Annotated in this window: 20 protein-coding genes; 7 read left to right on the forward strand and 13 right to left on the reverse strand. The window is 59.0% G+C overall.

Annotation, left to right across the window (positions count from 1 at the left end; all coding sequences use genetic code 11):
• Positions 1 to 79: 79 nt before the first annotated feature.
• From HX898_RS07465 to hppD, 6 genes are all read right to left on the reverse strand, one after another.
• Positions 80 to 1,348, reverse strand: a complete 1,269-nt coding sequence (locus HX898_RS07465; protein WP_180194325.1) for a patatin-like phospholipase family protein — start codon at positions 1,346 to 1,348, stop codon at positions 80 to 82.
• An 83-nt stretch (positions 1,349 to 1,431) separates the two neighbouring features.
• The gene (locus tag HX898_RS07470) at positions 1,432 to 2,766 is read right to left on the reverse strand and encodes a hypothetical protein (RefSeq protein ID WP_180194326.1); all 1,335 of its coding nucleotides are present in this window, start codon (positions 2,764 to 2,766) and stop codon (positions 1,432 to 1,434) included.
• A gap of 364 nt (positions 2,767 to 3,130) precedes the next feature.
• The gene (gene maiA, locus HX898_RS07475) at positions 3,131 to 3,760 is read right to left on the reverse strand and encodes a maleylacetoacetate isomerase (RefSeq protein ID WP_180194327.1); all 630 of its coding nucleotides are present in this window, start codon (positions 3,758 to 3,760) and stop codon (positions 3,131 to 3,133) included.
• Positions 3,757 to 4,782, reverse strand: coding sequence for a fumarylacetoacetate hydrolase family protein (locus tag HX898_RS07480; protein ID WP_138329960.1), 1,026 nt, complete (start codon positions 4,780 to 4,782; stop codon positions 3,757 to 3,759). The genes maiA and HX898_RS07480 overlap by 4 nt, the downstream gene beginning before the upstream one ends.
• Positions 4,783 to 4,822: 40 nt before the next feature.
• On the reverse strand, positions 4,823 to 6,184 hold the full coding sequence (hmgA, locus tag HX898_RS07485) for a homogentisate 1,2-dioxygenase (protein WP_094086193.1): 1,362 nt from the start codon (positions 6,182 to 6,184) through the stop codon (positions 4,823 to 4,825).
• A gap of 61 nt (positions 6,185 to 6,245) precedes the next feature.
• A complete protein-coding gene (hppD, locus tag HX898_RS07490) occupies positions 6,246 to 7,355 on the reverse strand; it encodes a 4-hydroxyphenylpyruvate dioxygenase (RefSeq protein ID WP_180194328.1) in 1,110 nt (369 codons plus the stop codon).
• 130 nt (positions 7,356 to 7,485) lie between these two features.
• On the opposite strand from hppD, the gene HX898_RS07495 reads away from it, so the two are divergent.
• A complete protein-coding gene (locus HX898_RS07495; protein WP_138329966.1) occupies positions 7,486 to 7,965 on the forward strand; it encodes an Lrp/AsnC family transcriptional regulator in 480 nt (159 codons plus the stop codon).
• Between the two features lie 55 nt (positions 7,966 to 8,020).
• Here HX898_RS07495 and HX898_RS07500 read toward each other — a convergent pair whose 3' ends face one another.
• Entirely contained in the window at positions 8,021 to 8,482 is a 462-nt protein-coding gene (locus tag HX898_RS07500) for an Lrp/AsnC family transcriptional regulator (protein ID WP_131663815.1), read from the reverse strand.
• Between the two features lie 123 nt (positions 8,483 to 8,605).
• On the opposite strand from HX898_RS07500, the gene HX898_RS07505 reads away from it, so the two are divergent.
• A complete protein-coding gene (locus HX898_RS07505; protein ID WP_180194329.1) occupies positions 8,606 to 9,397 on the forward strand; it encodes a phenylalanine 4-monooxygenase in 792 nt (263 codons plus the stop codon).
• 60 nt (positions 9,398 to 9,457) lie between these two features.
• On the opposite strand, the gene HX898_RS07510 is transcribed toward HX898_RS07505, so the two are convergent.
• Complete coding sequence (locus tag HX898_RS07510; RefSeq protein WP_138329970.1) at positions 9,458 to 11,239, reverse strand: heme peroxidase family protein; 1,782 nt, start codon at positions 11,237 to 11,239, stop codon at positions 9,458 to 9,460.
• Between the two features lie 687 nt (positions 11,240 to 11,926).
• Between HX898_RS07510 and HX898_RS07515 the strand changes: the two genes are divergently transcribed.
• Positions 11,927 to 13,282 (forward strand): S8 family serine peptidase, encoded by a 1,356-nt coding sequence (locus HX898_RS07515; RefSeq protein ID WP_180194330.1) that lies wholly within the window; start codon positions 11,927 to 11,929, stop codon positions 13,280 to 13,282.
• Complete coding sequence (locus HX898_RS07520; protein ID WP_180194331.1) at positions 13,279 to 13,509, forward strand: hypothetical protein; 231 nt, start codon at positions 13,279 to 13,281, stop codon at positions 13,507 to 13,509. The genes HX898_RS07515 and HX898_RS07520 overlap by 4 nt, the downstream gene beginning before the upstream one ends.
• A 90-nt stretch (positions 13,510 to 13,599) precedes the next feature.
• On the opposite strand, the gene HX898_RS07525 is transcribed toward HX898_RS07520, so the two are convergent.
• A complete protein-coding gene (locus HX898_RS07525) occupies positions 13,600 to 14,601 on the reverse strand; it encodes a L,D-transpeptidase (RefSeq protein WP_180194332.1) in 1,002 nt (333 codons plus the stop codon).
• Positions 14,602 to 14,720: 119 nt separating this feature from the next.
• On the opposite strand from HX898_RS07525, the gene HX898_RS07530 reads away from it, so the two are divergent.
• A complete protein-coding gene (locus HX898_RS07530) occupies positions 14,721 to 15,614 on the forward strand; it encodes a LysR family transcriptional regulator (RefSeq protein ID WP_138390875.1) in 894 nt (297 codons plus the stop codon).
• A gap of 100 nt (positions 15,615 to 15,714) precedes the next feature.
• On the opposite strand, the gene HX898_RS07535 is transcribed toward HX898_RS07530, so the two are convergent.
• From HX898_RS07535 to HX898_RS07550, 4 genes are all read right to left on the reverse strand, one after another.
• Positions 15,715 to 16,029, reverse strand: a complete 315-nt coding sequence (locus HX898_RS07535; protein WP_138329977.1) for a hypothetical protein — start codon at positions 16,027 to 16,029, stop codon at positions 15,715 to 15,717.
• Between the two features lie 112 nt (positions 16,030 to 16,141).
• Entirely contained in the window at positions 16,142 to 16,723 is a 582-nt protein-coding gene (locus HX898_RS07540; protein WP_138329979.1) for a BA14K family protein, read from the reverse strand.
• Positions 16,720 to 16,902: a hypothetical protein gene (locus tag HX898_RS07545; protein WP_180194333.1), complete on the reverse strand. Its 183-nt coding sequence runs from the start codon at positions 16,900 to 16,902 to the stop codon at positions 16,720 to 16,722. The genes HX898_RS07540 and HX898_RS07545 overlap by 4 nt, the downstream gene beginning before the upstream one ends.
• 160 nt (positions 16,903 to 17,062) lie before the next feature.
• The gene (locus HX898_RS07550) at positions 17,063 to 17,461 is read right to left on the reverse strand and encodes a DUF1236 domain-containing protein (protein WP_138329982.1); all 399 of its coding nucleotides are present in this window, start codon (positions 17,459 to 17,461) and stop codon (positions 17,063 to 17,065) included.
• 299 nt (positions 17,462 to 17,760) lie between these two features.
• Here HX898_RS07550 and HX898_RS07555 point away from each other — a divergent pair, with 299 nt between their 5' ends.
• Both HX898_RS07555 and HX898_RS07560 read left to right on the forward strand, forming a co-directional pair.
• Positions 17,761 to 18,027, forward strand: coding sequence for a hypothetical protein (locus tag HX898_RS07555; protein ID WP_129420623.1), 267 nt, complete (start codon positions 17,761 to 17,763; stop codon positions 18,025 to 18,027).
• A gap of 253 nt (positions 18,028 to 18,280) precedes the next feature.
• On the forward strand, positions 18,281 to 18,457 hold the full coding sequence (locus HX898_RS07560; RefSeq protein WP_171599033.1) for a hypothetical protein: 177 nt from the start codon (positions 18,281 to 18,283) through the stop codon (positions 18,455 to 18,457).
• The last annotated feature ends 25 nt before the right edge of the window (positions 18,458 to 18,482 follow it).

Consider the following 18,482-nt stretch of genomic DNA (forward strand, 5'->3'; position numbering starts at 1 on the left):
CTTAATGTAGGATTTTCGACTGCTGGGGCAATCTCGCCGGATCCCGCTGGCCTCGCTTTAGCCGGCCCCCGGCCTTCGTTTAAAAGGGAAGAAAGTCGAACAGGCGCTTGCTCAACCTCGCCGCCCAAGACGGCTTCACGGTTCCGGCAATAAACGGCGGGCCGGACGATGGCGCCAGCGGCGATTGATAGAACCGGTTGAGCATCGCGTCGCAGACGTAGTGCCCCCAGTTCGTTAAATGCTCCGTCTCTTTCGCGCCCAGAAAATGGAGATAGGTGCCGACCTCCGAGGGAACGACCGATGACGGCGTCAGCGTGTAGGACGCGTAGGGCTTGAGCTCGACGCCCTTGCTGTCGATCGACCAATAGACGCCGCGTGTTCTTGCGCGCAGAGCCGATTTCGCGAGATCGTCGAGGCCAAGCTGATCGGCCTGTTTTGCAGCCTTGAAGCCGCCGATCAGGTCTCGGCGCCGCAACGACCGCACCTGATTGTCGGTGGTATCGAGAACGCGCTTGAGCTGGGAGAGATAGTTCCAGTATCCGTGGGTCGAGGAGCGCCAGGGCGCTCCGGCATCGCTGACGAGCAGGCAATCGCAGCGTTTCAGCGCCGGCTCGATGCCGTGATTGTCATAGACGCCGCCGTCGCTCAATATCGCCCTGCCCGGAGCAACCGGTTCGCCAACGCTGTCGTCGAGCTTTTCCCTCTTCCAGGAAAACTGCGACAGGTCCAATCGCAGCGGCGACAGCACCGGCGGGAATGCCGCCGAAGCGGCAACCGCGGTCGCAAGCGAAAGCGCGGGATGAAACGACACCCCGATCCTGTAGTCCGCGAGATAGCGGTTCGACATCCGGAAGAGCGAACCGGTGCTGAGATTGCTGGAGCAAAATACGAACCAGGGCGATCTCGGAAGATCGCTCAGGCTTGGTGATTTTCCGTCGAAGAGATGCCGCTCGTAGAGTTTCGCGGCTTCCTCCGCCGCGCTCGAGAAGGGGTTGAACACGCCCTTCAGGAAGCTCGGCCCATCCGCGAATAGCTGACTGAAGGCCAGAATGCGATCGAGGTATTCGGTCTTGAAGTTGACGGCGACCTCGTTCTCGAAGACCAGCCGTGGCCACAGATAGGCCAGCAGGCCGGATGCGATCGATCCGCCCGAGACCGACGAGATCATATCGAGTTTCGCCAGAAGACCGGCCTCGTTGAGCCTGGCAAGCGATCCCGCATGGAAAAGCATGGCCCGATAGCCGCCGCCCGAAAGGCAAAGGCCGAGTTGGTAGCGCTCGGCCGGCTTGTCGGGTTCGTCAGAACCCGGCAGGACAGTGTTCGATCGGGAATGTTCGTTTTCCGACATGCTCGGCCTCACTCAGGAATCTGAGTTTCCCAACATTTCTTCCGCCGGGCAAACCAACGGTCGCTCGCCTTTGGGCCTGTGTGCTACTTACTCGTATATCGGCGGGAGTTGGCATCGCATTTGTGCCACTCCCAGTTTATTCCGGCTTCGTCCTTATGGCCATAACACCAGTCGGCGCGATTGAGCAGCGGGCCGAGTTCGTCGCGCCGTTTGCATGCTCGTAGCGTCTCGGGCCCCTCGCGATCGACACTCGTGCGGCAGATGTCGTCCAGTCCTGTCCACTGATGGATCAACCGATCCGGTGCCTTGGCCCCCTTGTCCGTGGCGAGCACCTTTCCGGTCTCGGACTCGATCTGCAGAGAGGCCGTGTTCCACACGAAAGAGAATTCCGCCATCCCGGCGGACGTCTTACCCGTGTCCCTGTTTCCGGCAAACCACTCGACAATTCCCGACATTTCGCATTTTCCGGCACAGCTGGCAGTCACGGAGCCCGGCTTGACGCTGTAGATGCGCTCCGGCCAGCGTTGGGCGAAGGTTGCCTTTTCCTTCAGGACGGCGTCTTTGTCGACCGAGTTTCCGAAGAAGGAGACCTCGTCGGCATAGACGCCCGTCATAAAGGCCAACGCCGAGGCACTGTCTTTCGACCATTCGTCATTGTATCGGTTGACGAAATCAACCGCCTCCGTGGTCAGGTCGCCGGGTTCGGAGGCGGCCACCTCCTCGGAAGCGCTGGGGTCTGACGGCATGTCGGCGGGTGTTGCGCTCTCCTGCGGTGCGGCGCCTGGCGGGGGCGGCGCGCTTTCCTGTGCCGAGGGCATATCCTCGGGCGTGTTGATGTTCCAGTCTCGCATTTCCGCAGCGGTGAGATACCGTATATCGGTGCTGTCGATCGACAGGCTGAGCTGCAGCAGATTGGGGCTTACCCCCATGTCGGTGAGATAGCCGATGATCTCGCCGGTCATTAGTTGAACGGTCGAGACTGCCAATTTGTTGTCCATGGGGACATCGTCGGATAGGGAAATCCGATGCACGCCGATGGAGCCCGGCTCGGCGAACCTTTCGACGCCACCGACGAAGGCGAAGGCGCAAGCCGATGCACATTCCATGGCTCTGATCTGGAGCGTTCTTGCATTCAGTGCGCGGATGGCGCGGCCGAACCTGATCGCGGTGACCACGTTTCCGCCGGGCGAGTCAAAGCTGAGGTAGTCCGCTTGGTACTGCCTGTATTCGTCGACAAGCTGCGTCGGATCGTCGGAGAATTCAAACACGCCCTTTATCACCAGACCACGCTCTCCCGGGGCGCCGTCCAAACGTTGGTAGGAAATTGCTGCATGCCCCTCTCCGGCCATGGCGACGAACGCCAGCAGCATCGATATGAACGAGAGGGATTTCCGCATTCTTCTCCAGCCTTCGAGCACGTATTTCTCCTGTCGTCACTCGCAGCATATCTTGCGCACGTATGTATTGCCGGGGGCAATCATCGAATGCTTTGCGATGAGCTCGTCAGCCTTCAAATGCGCCTAAGCCCGTGGCAATCACGGGTGCGAAGATCAACAGCTTTAACGAGAACATTTCAGACTTACCCCAACAGCATATAATCAATGCACAAGGGCCAATCTTCTGGCAAGCGGCACAATCAGAAGTGATGATACAAGGTAAACGGCGGCTCCTCGCCGCGATCGTGAGGTCCCCGTCCACGCGATCCGATACGGTGCCGGCAGCTGGTGCGAGAGCCGCAGAAAAGGTAGTGCGTCTTCGGATTTCGTCCCGGCTGGTCTGCCGCTACGGTCTCACGCGGTCGGGATGTGCCGCCTGGAAGGCCGGAAGTTCGGCGCATTTGCTATGGATGTCGCTGATGCGCTTGAAAGCGGTCAGATCCACTTCCCAGCGGCGGGCATTGTAGACTTGGGGAACAAGACAGAGGTCCGCCATCGTCGGCGCATCTCCAAAGCTGAACGCGCCGGCTTCGCCGATCATGGCTTCCAGTTTGCGCAGTCCGTCGGTGATGAAATGCTTCATCCATTCCTCGCGGGCATCGGCCTTCTCAGTCATGCTCATGAGATGTGACACGACATGCAAGTTGCATATCGGATGGATATCCATGGCGACCGCATATGCGAGGGCGCGGACCTTCTGGCGATCGGCAATGTCAGATGGCAGCAATCCGTATTCCGGCCGAAGCTCGGCGAGGTATTCGACGATCGCCAGCGACTGCGTCAGTGTTTTCCCGTCGATCACCAATGTCGGCACCAGCCCCTGCGGGTTGACCGCCAGATATTCCGGGGTCTTGTGCGCGCCTTCCAACAGGTTGATGGAAACGGTCTGATAATCGACGCCCAAGAGATTGAGCGCGATGCGGACGCGATAGCTCGCCGATGATCTCCAGTAGTCGTAGAGAACGACCTCGTTCATTGCGGCCCGGCTCCGCTGTGTTTTTCGACCGTCTGCTCGATCGCCCCGAAGATCGAATGGCCGGCCTTATCCTTCATCTCGATGCGGACCTGATCGCCGAATTTCATGAATGGGGTCGTCGGCGATCCGGTCTCGATGGCCTCGATCATCCTGAGTTCGGCGATGCAGGAGTAGCCGTCTCCTCCCTCTTCCATCGGTTTGCCCGGGCCGCCGTCCAGCTTGTTGGACACCGTTCCCGAGCCGATGATCGTACCGGCCGCGAGATTGCGGGTTTTGGCGGCATGGGCGATCAACTGGCCAAAATCGAAGGTCATGTCGATGCCGGCGTTCGCCTTACCGAATGGCTTGCCGTTCAAGCTCACCAGCAGCGGAAGATGTAGCTTGCCGCCGTCCCAGGCGTCTCCGAGCTCGTCCGGCGTCACCGCGACCGGAGAAAATGCCGATGCCGGCTTCGACTGGAAGAAACCAAATCCCTTCGCCAATTCGCCCGGGATCAGACCGCGCAGCGACACGTCGTTGACGAGCATTAGCAGGCGGATGGCGCCGCGCGCCGCTTCCGAGCTGCAACCCATGTCAACGTCGCCGGTGATGACGGCGACCTCGCCCTCCATATCGATCCCGTAAGCCTCGTCGGCCGCCACGATCGGGTCGCGTGGTGCCAGGAAAGCGTCCGAACCGCCCTGATAGATCAGCGGATCGGTCCAGAAGCTTGCCGGCATCTCGGCGCCGCGTGCCTTGCGCACCAGTTCGACATGGTTGACGTAGGCGGAGCCGTCGGCCCATTGATAGGCTCGCGGCAGAGGTGACGTAGCGTCATGTTCGTGAAACCGGATTGTCGGCTGGGCGCCGGTCTCGACGCCTTCGGCAATGAGCGCGAGCCTCGGAGCCACATGCTCCCAATCGTCGAGTGCCGCCTGCAGGGTGCGGGCGATATGACCGACCTCGGAACAGCGGGTCAGATCGCGGGAAACGACGACGAGCCGACCGTCCCGCGTAGAGTCCTTTAACGTCGCAAGCTTCATGTCCGAAATCCCGTGCCGGAGGATGACTTCACTTGATGCATCATTTGATGCCGGGGGTTCCGTCGAACTTGCGTTCCAGGCCGTCCCAGCATTCCAGGTAATTATCCTGCAGCGTTTCGAGCTCGGCTGCATATTTCGTCAGTTGCTGCGGGTACCTGGTCTCGAACATGAAGGCCATGGTGTGATCGAGCTTCACCGGTTTGAGCTCGGTATTTGATGCCTTTTCGAAGGCAAGCGCGTCCGGCCCGTGGGGAAGCATCATGTTGTGCAGGCTCATGCCGCCCGGCACGAAGCCCTCTTCCTTGGCGTCATACTGGCCGTGGATCAGCCCCATGAACTCGCTCATGATGTTGCGGTGGTACCAAGGCGGACGGAACGTATGCTCAGCGACCAGCCAGCGCGGCGGAAAGATCACGAAATCGACATTCGCCGTACCCGCATCTTCGGTCGGCGCGGTCAGTACCGAAAAAATCGACGGATCGGGATGATCGAAGCGGATCGCTCCAACCGGAGAAAATGTCCGCAGGTCGTATTTGAACGGGGCGTAGTTGCCGTGCCATGCCACCACATCGAGTGGCGAGTGGCCGATGTCGGTGACATAGAACTTGCCGCACCATTTCACATGCACGCGGCAGGGCGTTTCCTTATCCTCGAAAGCGGCGACGGGTGTCTTGAAGTCGCGCGGATTTGCTAGGCAGTTGGCGCCGATCGGTCCGCGGTCCGGCAGTGTGAATTTCGCGCCGTAGTTCTCGCAGATGTATCCACGCCAGACAGTCTGCTCACCGCCCTTCAGAATCTTGAACATCATGCCGCGCGGGATGAGGCATATTTCCAGGGGCTCGACATCCATGATGCCCATTTCGGTGAACACTCTGATGGCGCCGAGCTGCGGCACGATCAGCAGTTCACCGTCGGCGTTGAAGAAGTAGTCGTCGACCATGTCCTCATTGAAGACATAGGCATGGGCTGACATCCCCACCTGGGTGGTGGCATCGCCTGCCGTCGTGATGGTCCGCACCCCCTCAAGAAAGGTCAGTCTCTCCGAGGGCGCGGGGATGGGATCCCAGCGAAGCTGGCCGAGCGGAAGCGAATGTTCGTCGAGACATGGCGCCGTTTTCCAGAGCGGATAGGACGCGTTGGAGAAGCGGCGGGTGTGGCGCACGCTCGGGCGGATGCGGTAAAGCCAGGACCTTTCGTTGGTCCCGCGCGGCGCGGTGAACGGCGAGCCGGAAAGCTGCTCCGCATAAAGACCGTAATTGCATTTCTGCGGACTGTTCTGGCCTTGCGGCAAGGCGCCGGGGAGCGACTCGGTTTCGAAGTCATTGCCGAACCCCGGCATATATTTCAGCGTGTTTGCCGTCGCGGCTTCACCATCCGACGTCTGGATCGATGTCTGGTCCATGCTCACTCCTCCCCGAACACTCCAGCGCCGCGCGTCTGAAAGATGCGCGGCGCTAGTGAGTTTACTCCGCTGCAGTCCCGATGACACCACGCTTGATCTGATCGGCCTCGATCGACTCGAAAAGCGCCCGGAAATTGCCTTCGCCGAAGCCTTCGTCGCCCTTGCGTTGGATGAATTCGAAGAAGATCGGGCCGATGACGGTCTTGGAGAAGATCTGCAGCAGGATTTTCGTCATGCCGCCATTCACCACACCTTCGCCATCGATGAGGATGCCGTGTTTCTTCATGCGTTCGACAGGTTCACTATGGCCGTTCACGCGTTCATAGGACATGTCGTAATAGGTCTCCGGCGGACCCGGCATGAAGCGCAGGCCGTTGTCGGCCAGCCTGTCGGTGGCGTCGTAAATATCCTCCGTTCCAACGGCAATGTGCTGGATGCCCTCACCCTTGTACTTCTTCAGATATTCCTCGATCTGGCTGGTGTCGTCCTTCGATTCATTCAGCGGAATGCGGATTTTCCCGCAGGGCGAGGTGATGGCGCGGCTCACCAGACCGGTGATGCGCCCATCGATATCGAAGAAGTGGATCTGCTTGAAATTGAACAGGTTGCGGTAAAAATCCCACCACTTGTCCATATTGCCGCGGAAGACGTTGTGGGTGAGATGGTCGAGATAGTAGAAACCGATCCCGTCGGGCCGCGGGTTGCGCTCGCCTAGCCAATCGAACTCGGCATCGTAAACCGATCCCTTTGCCCCATAGGTCTCGACGAAATAGAGCAGCGAGCCGCCAATGCCGACAATCGCCGGGACGTCGAGCGTCTTGTCGTCCCCTTCATAGGGAACAGCGCCTTTTGACACCGCTTGGTCGAAGGCGTGCTTGGCGTCGACGACGCGCCAGGCCATCGATGGGGCGCAGGGACCATGATTTGCGACGAAACGCGCGGCATGACTGCCGGGTTCGGCGTTCAGGACATAGTTGATATCACCCTGGCGCCAGACGGTGATGTCTTTCGTCTTGTGCTTGGCGACCGCAACATAGCCCATGCGTGTGAAGAGCTCGCGCAGCGTCTCGGGCTCAGGATGGGCGAACTCGACGAATTCGAAGCCGTCGGTGCCGGCCGGATTGTCGGCGGTGATTTCCGAGGGCGGCGCATCATGCGGGAAAGGACCCATTTTCTTTCCTCCAGAGGAGATTGCATTTGATATGCAAAGTGTGGCCCAAAACGCGTGCAAAGTTCTTGCATTCTTTATGCTTCAGGAGGAGATTATGCACGATCCGTGAGTGTTTTGGAGATTTGGTGCAATGGATGAGCCGCTCGATAAATTGGATTTGCGTCTGCTCCAGGAACTTCAAAAAGACGGCAGGCTGACGAACAACGAATTGGGCGAGCGGATTGCGCTTTCACCGTCGCAATGCTCGCGCCGGCGCACGAGACTGGAGGCTGAAGGATATATCCGCAGCTACCGCGCCTACCTCGATCGGCAGAAGCTTGGTCTCGATATGCTGGTGGTCATCTCCGTGACGCTTGCGACCCATAATAGAGACAATGCCCGCCGATTTTCGCAGCTGATCAACGGGTTGCCGGAAGTTCTCGAAGCCTATGCGCTAACCGGTGAAATGGATTATCACCTGACGGTCGCGACCCGCGGCCTCGCCGACCTCTCCAAATTCGTCAACGACGTGCTGTTGCCCCACGAGTCGGTGCAGCACGTGAAGACATCAATTGTCCTCGACACGCTGAAGACATTCGAGGGCTTTCCGGTGACGATGCCGGGCCATTGACATGGCGACAGCGCGACAATGATGCCGACGGCATCGCCCTGCGCAGATATCTTAATCAGATCGGCAGTTCGGTCGAGAATTTCAGCTCGCGCAGCACAAAGCTCGAGACCACCGTGCGCACATGCGGGTTGCGCATGAGATAGCGGGTCATGAAGGCTTCGTAGCTTTCCACGTCGCTTGCCCTTATCTTCAGCATGTAATCGAAGGCGCCTGACAGGGCGTAGCATTCCATGATCTCCGGCCGCTCCAGTACCACCGAAGCGAAAGATGCGACCGCCTCTTCGTGGTGATCCTCCAGCGTCACATGCGCGATGACGCAGAGCTTGAGATCGAGTTTTCCAGGATCGAGCAGCGTCACGCGCTTGCGGATGACGCCGTCGGCTTCCAGCTCTTGGATCTTCCGCCATGCCGAACTTTGCGACATGCCGGCCTTTTCCGCCAGGTCGGCCAGCGAAAGGCTGCCGTCGGCCTGGACAAGCTGCAGAAGCTTGCGGCGGAAATTCCCAGGTTCTTTCATTTTCTGCGTCGCTTCCGAGAATATTTGCCATCACTATGGCAATTTCCGGCACGAAAGAAAAGAAAATCCAGCTGAGACGGGGGATAATTGGAGGAATATCGCCGCATCTGGGAGGATGAGCTTATGACCAAAGAAAGCAGCTACACCGCCAAATTACCCGGCCCGGACGGTCTCTATGACTACACCCCGGATGAAGATGCGATCTGGGGCGAACTTTATCGGCGTCAGATGAAGCTGCTCGCGGATACCGCCTGCCGCGAATATCTGGACGGCGTCAAAATGCTGGGGCTGAAGCCGGGTAAGGTGCCTCAGCTTCTCGACGTGAACAGACGCCTGAATGAGACAACCGGCTTCGGCGTCGAAGGCGTGCCGGCGCTCATTGCGCCCTCGCGCTTTTATGAGCTTCTGTCGCAAGGCAAATTCCCGCTCGCAACCTTCCTGCGCCGTCGCGAGCATATCGACTATATCGAGGAACCGGATCTGTTCCACGAGGTCTTCGGCCACTGCCCCATGCTGACCAACCAGAGCTATGCCAATTTCGTCCGGCATTTCGGCGAAACGGCCGTCCGCCTCGGCAAGGGCTATTCATGGCACCTGTTCCGGATCTTCTGGTTCACCGTCGAATTCGGCCTGATCAATACGCCGCAAGGTCGCCGCTGCTTCGGTGCGGGCATCGTCTCATCGCCCAGCGAAGCGAAGGCAGCAATGGAAGGCAAGGCGTGCGAATTCCGGCCGTTCGATCTGCTGAGCGTGCTGAGGACGCCCTACCGGATCGATATCCTCCAGCCAATCTACTATGTCATCGACAGCTTCGCCGATCTGGAAGCGATCGTGGAGCAGGATATCGAGGCCACCATCCTCAAGGCAAAATCACTGGGTGATTTCGCCCCCGCTTTCGAAGCCAAGGCTTCGTGAACCCCGATGATAGGGCGTTTTGCCTCGCCACGGTGCGGCGAGGCAACAGTCTTGCGAGCACTATTGCATGACCGCCGCGAACCGCATCCACTTGGCGATCGAGTCGATCGGTGAGTTGTCCGGCATCTTGAGAGGGCTCTGACTGGGCGTGAACCCACGCGAAAGAGCCGAGTCCGGATCCGCAAGCAGCACGCCCACGAAGGTCGACGCCACGAGACAGCTCCCGACTTCGCCCAATCGATTTCCGCCTGCAGCCTCGGCTTCGGCCAGAATGTAGAACCAGAGCGGTGTACGTTCGTGGAAACGCGATGCAGTGCCGGCGAGGAAGTTCTTCAGATCGGGCTTCGCGGCGAACAATGCTGAAACATCTTGGATCGGCGAGGACTGCACCGCGCCAGTCTGGTTGAGATGCTTGTGTAAAGCCTGACCCGTCGGGAGCCTGAGATTGTAGCCCCGACGAAGGTTCCGCCTTGCCAGGTTCTTGAACAACTCCTTGAGCTGTTGGTCGGCCTGGTCTTCGCCTTCCTTGAACAGCGTATGCAATGGCGGAGCAAGTTCCGTATCGATCCTCCTGGCAAGACGGGCCGGCTCCCCATCGCTCGCATCATGGGGATCGGCTCCCGTAAAGCGCGTCCAGTCGATTATCCAATTCTTGGGCAGCTTCTTCTCGTCATCCAGCCTGCCGCCGCCGCCGGTGAACTCGAAAAGCAACCTCAAGGTGGCGCGCGGTAGAATACCTGTGCCCGGCCGCCCAAAGTTCTTGTTGTAGTCATAGAAGGTTCTGACCATGGAATGACCGAACCGATAGGCTGCGGTGGAGAACTCCAACGGCAGAGCATTGCCGAGCCGGGTATTCTGCCTCCGGGCATCGAACTCGGCTCTGAATTTGAAGAAATGAGATGCCCGATCCTTGACGACGCGGTCCACCACAACCGGATCGCAAACGCCCTTGAGATATCCTTCTACAATCAACCATTGGTAATGGAGTCTTGTCAGAGCCTGCGCTGAGCTGAAATCGGCGATCCAGCCCGTATCATGCGATGCAAGATAGTCGACGGCCTTGTTATGGAACCGGAGAAAGCTCAGATGGAACTGCGCGACGACGAGATTTTCATCGTTGCGATTATCCCCGATTATCGCCCGCTGGGGCAAGCTATCGGAGAATTTCTGAAACGCCTCGGGAGTCATCGCCGCCTGAGCCAGACGTAAAGCCGCCTCCCGGACAGACGACTGGACCTGGCCATAACGAGGAAGGTCGCGATGTTCGTCGAGGTTGTCTGGAAGCGGCCCCGGATCGACGGCTGTCCCGACACGCATTTTGTTTGTCAGCGTCGGGTGGCGAAGGCCGGAGATCACTTTGACAACATCTGCATCGATCCCCTCGCCGACGGCAGATCCGCCGTAGACACTATCCAGATCGAAGCGGGGCGAGCGAGCATTCCTGAACTGACTCTCCACTGTCGACGAGGCGACAGGCGGGTGTGCGTTGACCATGCTCGAGATCGCCCCTTCGCGATCAGTTCGGGCCGTCAGCTCGTGATCCAGGAATTGTCCCCAATATGTGAAGACAGGCGGGAGCGTGGAATCTTCCGTCGGATCCTCGCTCGTCGGCGTCGCGACAACATCGATCATCATTTCGCCGAGCTCATCGAGCTCCCCAAGCGTTTCCGCCGTGTTGGGAAGGTAATTCTCTGGCGCATCTAATGGCGGTACGAAATAACCGAAGTCAGCTTCTTCATCGACCGCGACGTCACCCGTCGCTGGCCGCCCGGCCCGAATGCTCGGCCCTGGAACTGCGCGCTCTTTCTCCGCACCCCCGTGCGATTGAAAAACGATTGCCATTGGCAACACCCTCCGTTTTCCAGCCCGCGGGATAATTCATACACCTAGAACGCGAAGTCAACTAATCATATTGGGCTATTATTCATCTTAAAGTTGGTAAATTACCGGTAAAGCTCAGTCGATGTCTGTGCGGATTCAGCGCACTCGTTTTTTGCGCATCGTATTCCCTGCCCCGCGGTTGGCGCCTCGCTATAAGCGGTGCCATTGCCGGTATCGCCGGCGCTTTTCGCGGCAAGTCCGTTATTGCACGGCAGTATCGATAATCGGACAGAGCCGCCTCAGGCACAAAAATAGCGAGGAAATACAATGGGGAGGAGATGTAGAAGTATAGGTTACCTGAAAAGCAATGAAACGCCGGCGAACGACCGCTAGAATTTTCATTTGCCAACTCAACAATAAGATGTATATTTGCCGCCGAGATTTCGGCCAGGGGAAGTACATCCCGAAATCGACCTACAAGGTACAATTTATTATGCTTGCCTGCCGAACGCTCCAATTTTCGGTTGGCGAAGCTTTGTGTTCTCGCGGCAAGTCAGCGGAAAAAACATCCAGTCAATCCGCATCGATCTACCTGCGGGGCCGCCGCTGTCCCGACCGCGAGTTTCGGTTCGATTAACGGGTATGCCGCACCGAGCTTGCGGCTTTTGTATTGCTTTCAAACCGTGAAAGATGGGGAGAGTTGGTATCATGGCGAAATCAACGCGAGGCAGGGTCAACGCACCGGGCGACGGCACATCGGGTCTTGGCATGGTGGTGCGATTTACACCCAAAGCAAGGAGCGAGGGTGTACAGCAACTCGAAAAAGGTGGCTTCCGTGTCGCGTCGTCCAAAGATTTTCGCAGCGCCGTGGCGGTGCCAAATGATTTCGATGGCGCTGATGTTCAGTACTTCGAACGTTTCGGAATCGCAATTGTGCGCCGGGACGGCGAGAGACTGAAGCCCATGTTGCAAAATGCCATGCAGCGGAAGGTCGTCAGCGCGGCTCGGCCGGAGCGATCCTATCGTGCCCTCGGCGGCCCGCTGACGAAGCGGCTAGACCTCGCACAGGCAACGGTGGGCGGCGTTGCAACCCCTTTGGACCGTGATTACCTGCTCGGCTATCGTGACGCCGTGAACGAACTGGTCGATCGCCTATTGGGCAAAAAGGGGGCAGAGGGGCTTGTCGCCCGGGCCGCCTTTGACGAGACCGGCAACACCTGGGGACTGCAGGCTGTCAGGGCTATCGAAGGTGAGCTGAGCGGGGCCGGCATCAAGGTAGCAGTACTGGACACCGGATTTGACGAAACTCATCAGGATTTTGTCGGCCGTTCAGTCACCAAGAAGCTCTTTGCAACAAGTAGTTCCGAAGGCGACGTTCACGGTCACGGAACGCATTGCATCGGTACGGCATGCGGTCCATTACGACCGACCAGCGGCCCACGTTACGGCGTTGCCTATGAGGCGGAAATCTATGCTGGAAAGGTGCTGGGCGACGATGGCTTCGGTACCGACCGGTCGATCATTGCCGGCATGGAATGGGCGCTGGATGAAGGTTGCCATGTTATTTCGATGTCGTTAGGCGCTGCAACGCAAATTGGAGATGCGCCAAGTGACGACTACGAGCAAATTGGGCAGGTATGTTTAGATGCGGGAACTTTAGTTGTTGCCGCCGCTGGGAACGAAAGTACTCGTCCTCAACAGATTAATCCAGTTGGTTCTCCGGCCAACGCGTCCACGATCCTGGGAGTCAGCGCCGTGGATCGCTCCTTCGCGCCGGCATCGTTCTCATGCGGCGGTTTGAATCCTGGTCAGGAAGTGGACATTGCCGCTCCTGGCGTCGATATATTTTCGAGCTTGCCCGATGACAAGTATGACCGGTGGGATGGCACCAGCATGGCGACCCCACATGTTGCCGGCGTTGCGGCTCTTATTGCTCAGTCTGATCCGAAGTTTCGCGGATGGGCGCTATGGGCGCGCTTGATTCAGCTTACAAAGCCTCTATCTTCCTCTGCTAGGGATGTTGGCAAGGGCCTGCTCCAGGCAAGAGGAAGCGGCGAGGTATGACGACCGATAAGATTGAAGTTACCATTCGGATCGACAAAAACGAGCTCCGCAGTTTGGGAGAGGTCGTCGGCGACTTGAAGTCGCAAGGCCTCGAACAGGTGCAAAGCCACGAGCGCTTCATGATTGTCAACGGTACTGTCAATCCTGATGCGCTCGATGCGCTTCGCGCGGTAAAGGGAGTCGCTTCAGTTCGGCAAGATGCTGCATACAAGACTCAAGCAAACTGATCATGCAGGCGGCACGGCCTATGCGCAGGCGCTGAGCAGGAAGTCGTCAGTGAGAAGCAGAGAAGAGTGGGATTTTCAATATCTTCCCCCTCATTTCGGCGTGGCTGAACTTCGATTGACGAAGTCCACCACGACCCCTGGCTTGACCATAGCCGCCAACTCTTCGGCATCCCAGTTCGTCAGCCGCACGCAGCCATGCGATCCCACCTTGTCGATGAGCTTCGGCTCCGGTGTCCCATGTATCCCATAGGTGGGCTCGGTCAGGTCGATCCAGACCGTGCCAACAGGACCGTTCGGCCCTTTCGGGATCGTCAGGACCTTGTTGTTCTTTCCCTGCTTGAAGTTGCGCTTCGGGTCATATCTGTAGACCGGCATCCGTGCGACGCCCTTAACCTTGTGCTTGCCTGACGGCGCCGGATTGTCTTCGCTTCCAATCGTTGCGGGATAGACTGCAAGCAGCGATCCATCCGCGGCATAGGCGAGCACCTGCCCCGTCTTCCTGTCAGCCTCGATCCTCTTGACCTTTCCTTCCCTTGGAGGACCGGGGTTCACAACCCACACCGTGTCGCCAGGAGCAAACTGTGAAGCCGGGTTGAGCGCATGCACGAGATCGATCCCCATGTGGAACCGCTCGGATAGCTTCTCCGCAACGCTCGTATATCCCAAGCTCCGCATCTTTGCCTTCTCGCCATAGTCTTCAGGGATCTCGTCAACGAGACCCGCGGCATCCTCTGCCGAGACGACATAACTCTCAACGATAGGAGCATTGCCTTCCAGGCGGGAGGCGACCTCAGGATCCAGCCTCCCGTCGACAGGCAGATTGTTCATCGCCTCGAAGCCGGCCACGGCCTTGTCGACGTTTTCGCCGGCGAGGCCATCGATCACGCCGGGAGACGATCCTGCGAGGTCGAGCAGAACCTGAAGACGGACGATCGCCGGGTCAGGATCTCCCGGCCCAGATTTCTCAGTCCCGATGGACGCAATCGACACGGTATTGATGTCTTCGGGTCGGAGTTCCCGCGCGGCGGCACCGCCAACGGAGAAGGCCAGAGCGAGCAGCGACATCGGCAGGGCTGTTTTCATGGACGACAAATGGCCGGCGGCGCAACTTGTTCCAGTGCAAACAGAGCCAGGCGGGTGTTCACGATGATTTCAATGTCCAGCCTCAGCAAATTCAGTACAACGGCCATTCGATCCGAAGGAGCTCGTGAATGCCGCGCGAGAGCGTCAATGACCTGATGGCTTTTCTGGCGGTCGCCCGAGAGAAGAGCTTTACGCGAGCAGCTGCGAAACTGGGCGTGTCTCAATCGGCGCTCAGCCACGTTGTCCGCCAGCTCGAGACGCGGCTCGGAATCCGGCTGCTGACCCGTACCACGCGGGCCGTTTCGCTCACCGACGCCGGAGAGCGGTTGTTCCAAGGCGTGGGGCCTCATTTCGACGAGATCGAGGCGCAACTTGAAACCCTCACCGAATTCAGGGAAAAGCCGGCCGGGAATCTCCGCATCACGGCATCAGACCACGCAATAAGGTGGATCATCTGGCCGAAACTCCAGCGCTTCCTGCCGAACAACCCTGACATCAAGGTGGAGCTGATACGCGAAAACGGGCTGTCTGACATCGTGACCGAGCGCTTCGACGGCGGCGTCCGGATGGGGGAGCAGGTGGCGAAAGACATGATCTCGACACGCATCGGGCCTGATTTCCCTTTTGCCGTCGTCGGCGCACCCTCATATTTCGAGGGCAAGGGGGTTCCGGAGCATCCGCAGGACCTCGTCCGCCACAACTGCATCAACGAGCGCCTGCCCACATATGGCGGCTTCTGGGCATGGGAGTTCGAAGACAACGGGAAAGAGATCAGGATCAGGGTCGAGGGACAGCTTGCCTTCAATAACTCCTATCAGAGTGTGGAAGCGGCGCTGGACGGACTTGGCTTGGCATACGTACCGGAAGACGTCGCGCTACCTCATATCGCGGAAGGCCGTCTGAGACGCGTGCTGGAAGCCTTTTCCCCACACTGGGATGGCTACCATCTCTACTATCCCAGCAGAAGGCAATCCTCTCCGGCTTTCGTGGCGCTCGTCGACGCCCTGCGCCATCGAGCCTGACGATGTTCATCCTCTTTTTTACGGCGCCCTTAAGGAAAACGCTGACGCGCAGGGATCGCTTCCGGTGAGGCGCTCATTTGGCCGCCCGCTGGTGACCCTCTCAGTGAACTGTCTTCGACCGCTTCTCGGCATGCGAAATGTCATCGAGCGTGGCCATAAGCTTTTCGAATTCGTTCAAGACACGATTGAACTCGGCGTCCTGCATGTTGGCGATTTCGGATATGGCGGAGGACACGGACGCGATCAGCCTGTCGATCCAAACGCAGCGCTCGGCCGGCACATGTCCGAGAACTTCCCGCCGATGCGTCTTCAGCTCGCGGAGGATGCGAACGATAAGGGCTCCCCGGTCCGCCCGGCTCAAGAGCGGAAGCCTTGTCTGTGCCTGCTGGATTGCCGTTATCAGCGCCGTCGCCATCCCCGCTCTCCAAGCTCTGAATACAACCACGTATCACAACCGTAGCGTTTGCAACACGGACTTTAGTCCGACTGACCAGGTGGTGCAATCGGGTCCGCACCGTGCGACCACATCAGTTACTCGTCGCAACGAGATCCGACATGTCGCAGCTACGCCGCGGTCCTTCCCATGGTTGATATGTATTGTCTTGCGGCCGATACGATCTGTAGCGAGCGGCGCACCGGGCTGCCGCCTGTGCATTCACTTTCGTGCCGACGCCTTCATCGGCCCCGGCGACAATCCGCTGGAACGGCGAAATGCACTCGCGGGTCCCGCCGCTATAGGATCGATAGCTGTTGGTCGCGGGATCGAAAGAGCGGTAGCGGTCCGCACACCAGGCAAGATGCTCGACTGAAAATTCTGGCTGGGGTGGCTGAAGTTTAGTCGGCGGGCGAGCGGAATCCGGCCTCGCCCTTGCGGTGATGACGGCCGATGCCTCGGTAACATAGCTGGAGTAGAGAGGCGCAATTCGTTCATAGCGCTGCTGCCGAGGATCGACTTTCACTGGCGTCGTCGTCCAGAGATCGCGCGCTGCAAGGTCATTGAATGCGTGGGGCTCGGAATCCGCGACGACGTGGGACGCGACAGATGCAGCAGCCATGCAAGCCCCGACCGAGCTTAAGATTCCAAAGGCAACGGATGCGATGGCTTTCATTGTCCCGACCCCTGCTGCTGAGCCTGTTGCTGGTGAGCCTGTGGAACCCAGACGCGGCCGGCACTACTGCTATGTCGGTCGCCGGTAACGACAAGCACGGCGAGAATACCGGCCATTGCCAGCAGGATGACGATCAGCGGCAAGACCAGACCGCCGGATTTCTCTTCAGAATAGATCATGTTCCTCTCCTCGCTGGCGCCCCGGCGGCGGAGGTCGCCGCCGGGGGCATCGGCAGTTTTTGGCCGCACGACGACGCTGCCGTCGGTCGTGCGGCGGTTCCCGGACTTGAGCGATGATTTCCGGATGGAGGACGCGGCGGAGGCCGCGTGTAGGATCAGATCACTTGATAACCTGGATCACCTTGCGGGACGACGGTTCGACGATGACACGTTCATCATTGACCACCGCATAAGCATAGGTCGGGTCATCCGGTATAGGCGTCACGACAACCGTCTCCGGCAGTGGCTGGCCGACGACAACCTTCTCCTTCACGACCACGCGGGCCGACGGCGCCGGAGCCTCGCGAACATAGGTGATGACCTTTTGCGGCGGTGGATCGATCGCCGTACCAACGATCGCGCCGGCAACGCCGCCGACAGCAGCGCCAACGGGGCCACCGACGATCGCTCCGGTGACCGCGCCACCGGCCGCACCATTGACGGTCGAGGACTGGGCGAATGCGACGCCAGACATCAGGGTTGCGGCAGTTGCCGCACCGACGATAAGCTTGGAGATCATTTTCTCCTCCTTCTGTTTCGAGGCGGCCTTCGTGACCGCTGCGACACCAACTAGCTGGGGGCGCGGTCGTTCCACGGCCCGGACCTCAGTCTGATAGACCCCGGCCTTTGGTCCCAAACCCATGTCAATGCCCGTCGCCGGCACTACTTCAGGATCGAAAGACCCCACACACGGGCTTATAGCGCCACGCGTCTTTTCAGACGCGTAAAGGACGCTGTAACACTTTGAATTGCTGCATAATTTATCCTTAAATCGATACCGATTTGAGGAATTATGCAGGAGGCAGGAGACTGAAGGAGATGGCACGATCCAATCGCCGCGAAGCTGGACGCCGGCGCCTGGCGATGCGTTTGCCGCATATGCGGACGCTGATCATGGCAGCGTGCGACCCGTTGCAGCTCGAGCTCTTCGAGGCCTACCAGATGGCAGTCGAAGCGCGCGACACACTTCGAGGACGGCCATCCAATTCGAACCTGGTACGGGAATACGACGAGACCTGCTTCAAGATCGAGCAGCACGTCATCCGCGCGATGCAAGAACCTTCCTACGCGCAGCGCACGAGCTGAGTCCGCGAGCCGTCACACCTTGGCGGACAGAGCTTTTGGACACTGCATCTGAAGGTCGCGCGATTGGTCCGCTGGCCTACACTAGGCAGAGTTACGAAGCGCGACCGACGACGACGAACGCGCTCATGCCGCCGCCCGGACGAACCCCGTGGCGGGGTCAGACCTTGGTCCCAACCCTGTCGGACCGAAGTCCCTGGGGTGGAACGCGCGTCGGACTCGCGCCGTTTCGAACGATATTGAAGGAGATCCGAACATGAACCAGAACCATAGATCCCGAGTGAATGACGCCTGTAACGCGTCCGTCTTCGCACTTGTTATCGTTCTGGCCGCTCTTCTCTACATCTTCGGCGCAGCCATGTCCGGCGATACCGCCGGGTTGACCCAGAGCGTGACAGGCGCCGAGGTGTTCGATACCAGGAATGTGCCCTGATGCTGTTTGGAAAACTCTAAAGACG

The sequence above is a fragment of the Rhizobium sp. WYCCWR 11128 genome, from assembly GCF_013416305.1.
GTDB lineage: Bacteria > Pseudomonadota > Alphaproteobacteria > Rhizobiales > Rhizobiaceae > Rhizobium > Rhizobium indicum.

Coding starts and splice junctions, on each gene's coding strand:
- HX898_RS07495 (WP_138329966.1), top strand. CDS start 7,486: ATGGATGAGCCGCTCGATAAATTGGATTTGCGTCTGCTCCAGGAACTT.
- HX898_RS07520 (WP_180194331.1), top strand. CDS start 13,279: ATGACGACCGATAAGATTGAAGTTACCATTCGGATCGACAAAAACGAG.
- HX898_RS07515 (WP_180194330.1), top strand. CDS start 11,927: ATGGCGAAATCAACGCGAGGCAGGGTCAACGCACCGGGCGACGGCACA.
- HX898_RS07505 (WP_180194329.1), top strand. CDS start 8,606: ATGACCAAAGAAAGCAGCTACACCGCCAAATTACCCGGCCCGGACGGT.
- HX898_RS07540 (WP_138329979.1), bottom strand. CDS start 16,723: ATGAAAGCCATCGCATCCGTTGCCTTTGGAATCTTAAGCTCGGTCGGG.
- maiA (WP_180194327.1), bottom strand. CDS start 3,760: ATGAACGAGGTCGTTCTCTACGACTACTGGAGATCATCGGCGAGCTAT.
- HX898_RS07535 (WP_138329977.1), bottom strand. CDS start 16,029: ATGGCGACGGCGCTGATAACGGCAATCCAGCAGGCACAGACAAGGCTT.
- HX898_RS07500 (WP_131663815.1), bottom strand. CDS start 8,482: ATGAAAGAACCTGGGAATTTCCGCCGCAAGCTTCTGCAGCTTGTCCAG.
- HX898_RS07545 (WP_180194333.1), bottom strand. CDS start 16,902: ATGATCTATTCTGAAGAGAAATCCGGCGGTCTGGTCTTGCCGCTGATC.
- hppD (WP_180194328.1), bottom strand. CDS start 7,355: ATGGGTCCTTTCCCGCATGATGCGCCGCCCTCGGAAATCACCGCCGAC.
- HX898_RS07560 (WP_171599033.1), top strand. CDS start 18,281: ATGAACCAGAACCATAGATCCCGAGTGAATGACGCCTGTAACGCGTCC.
- HX898_RS07550 (WP_138329982.1), bottom strand. CDS start 17,461: ATGATCTCCAAGCTTATCGTCGGTGCGGCAACTGCCGCAACCCTGATG.
- HX898_RS07530 (WP_138390875.1), top strand. CDS start 14,721: ATGCCGCGCGAGAGCGTCAATGACCTGATGGCTTTTCTGGCGGTCGCC.
- HX898_RS07465 (WP_180194325.1), bottom strand. CDS start 1,348: ATGTCGGAAAACGAACATTCCCGATCGAACACTGTCCTGCCGGGTTCT.
- HX898_RS07555 (WP_129420623.1), top strand. CDS start 17,761: ATGGCACGATCCAATCGCCGCGAAGCTGGACGCCGGCGCCTGGCGATG.
- hmgA (WP_094086193.1), bottom strand. CDS start 6,184: ATGGACCAGACATCGATCCAGACGTCGGATGGTGAAGCCGCGACGGCA.
- HX898_RS07510 (WP_138329970.1), bottom strand. CDS start 11,239: ATGGCAATCGTTTTTCAATCGCACGGGGGTGCGGAGAAAGAGCGCGCA.
- HX898_RS07480 (WP_138329960.1), bottom strand. CDS start 4,782: ATGAAGCTTGCGACGTTAAAGGACTCTACGCGGGACGGTCGGCTCGTC.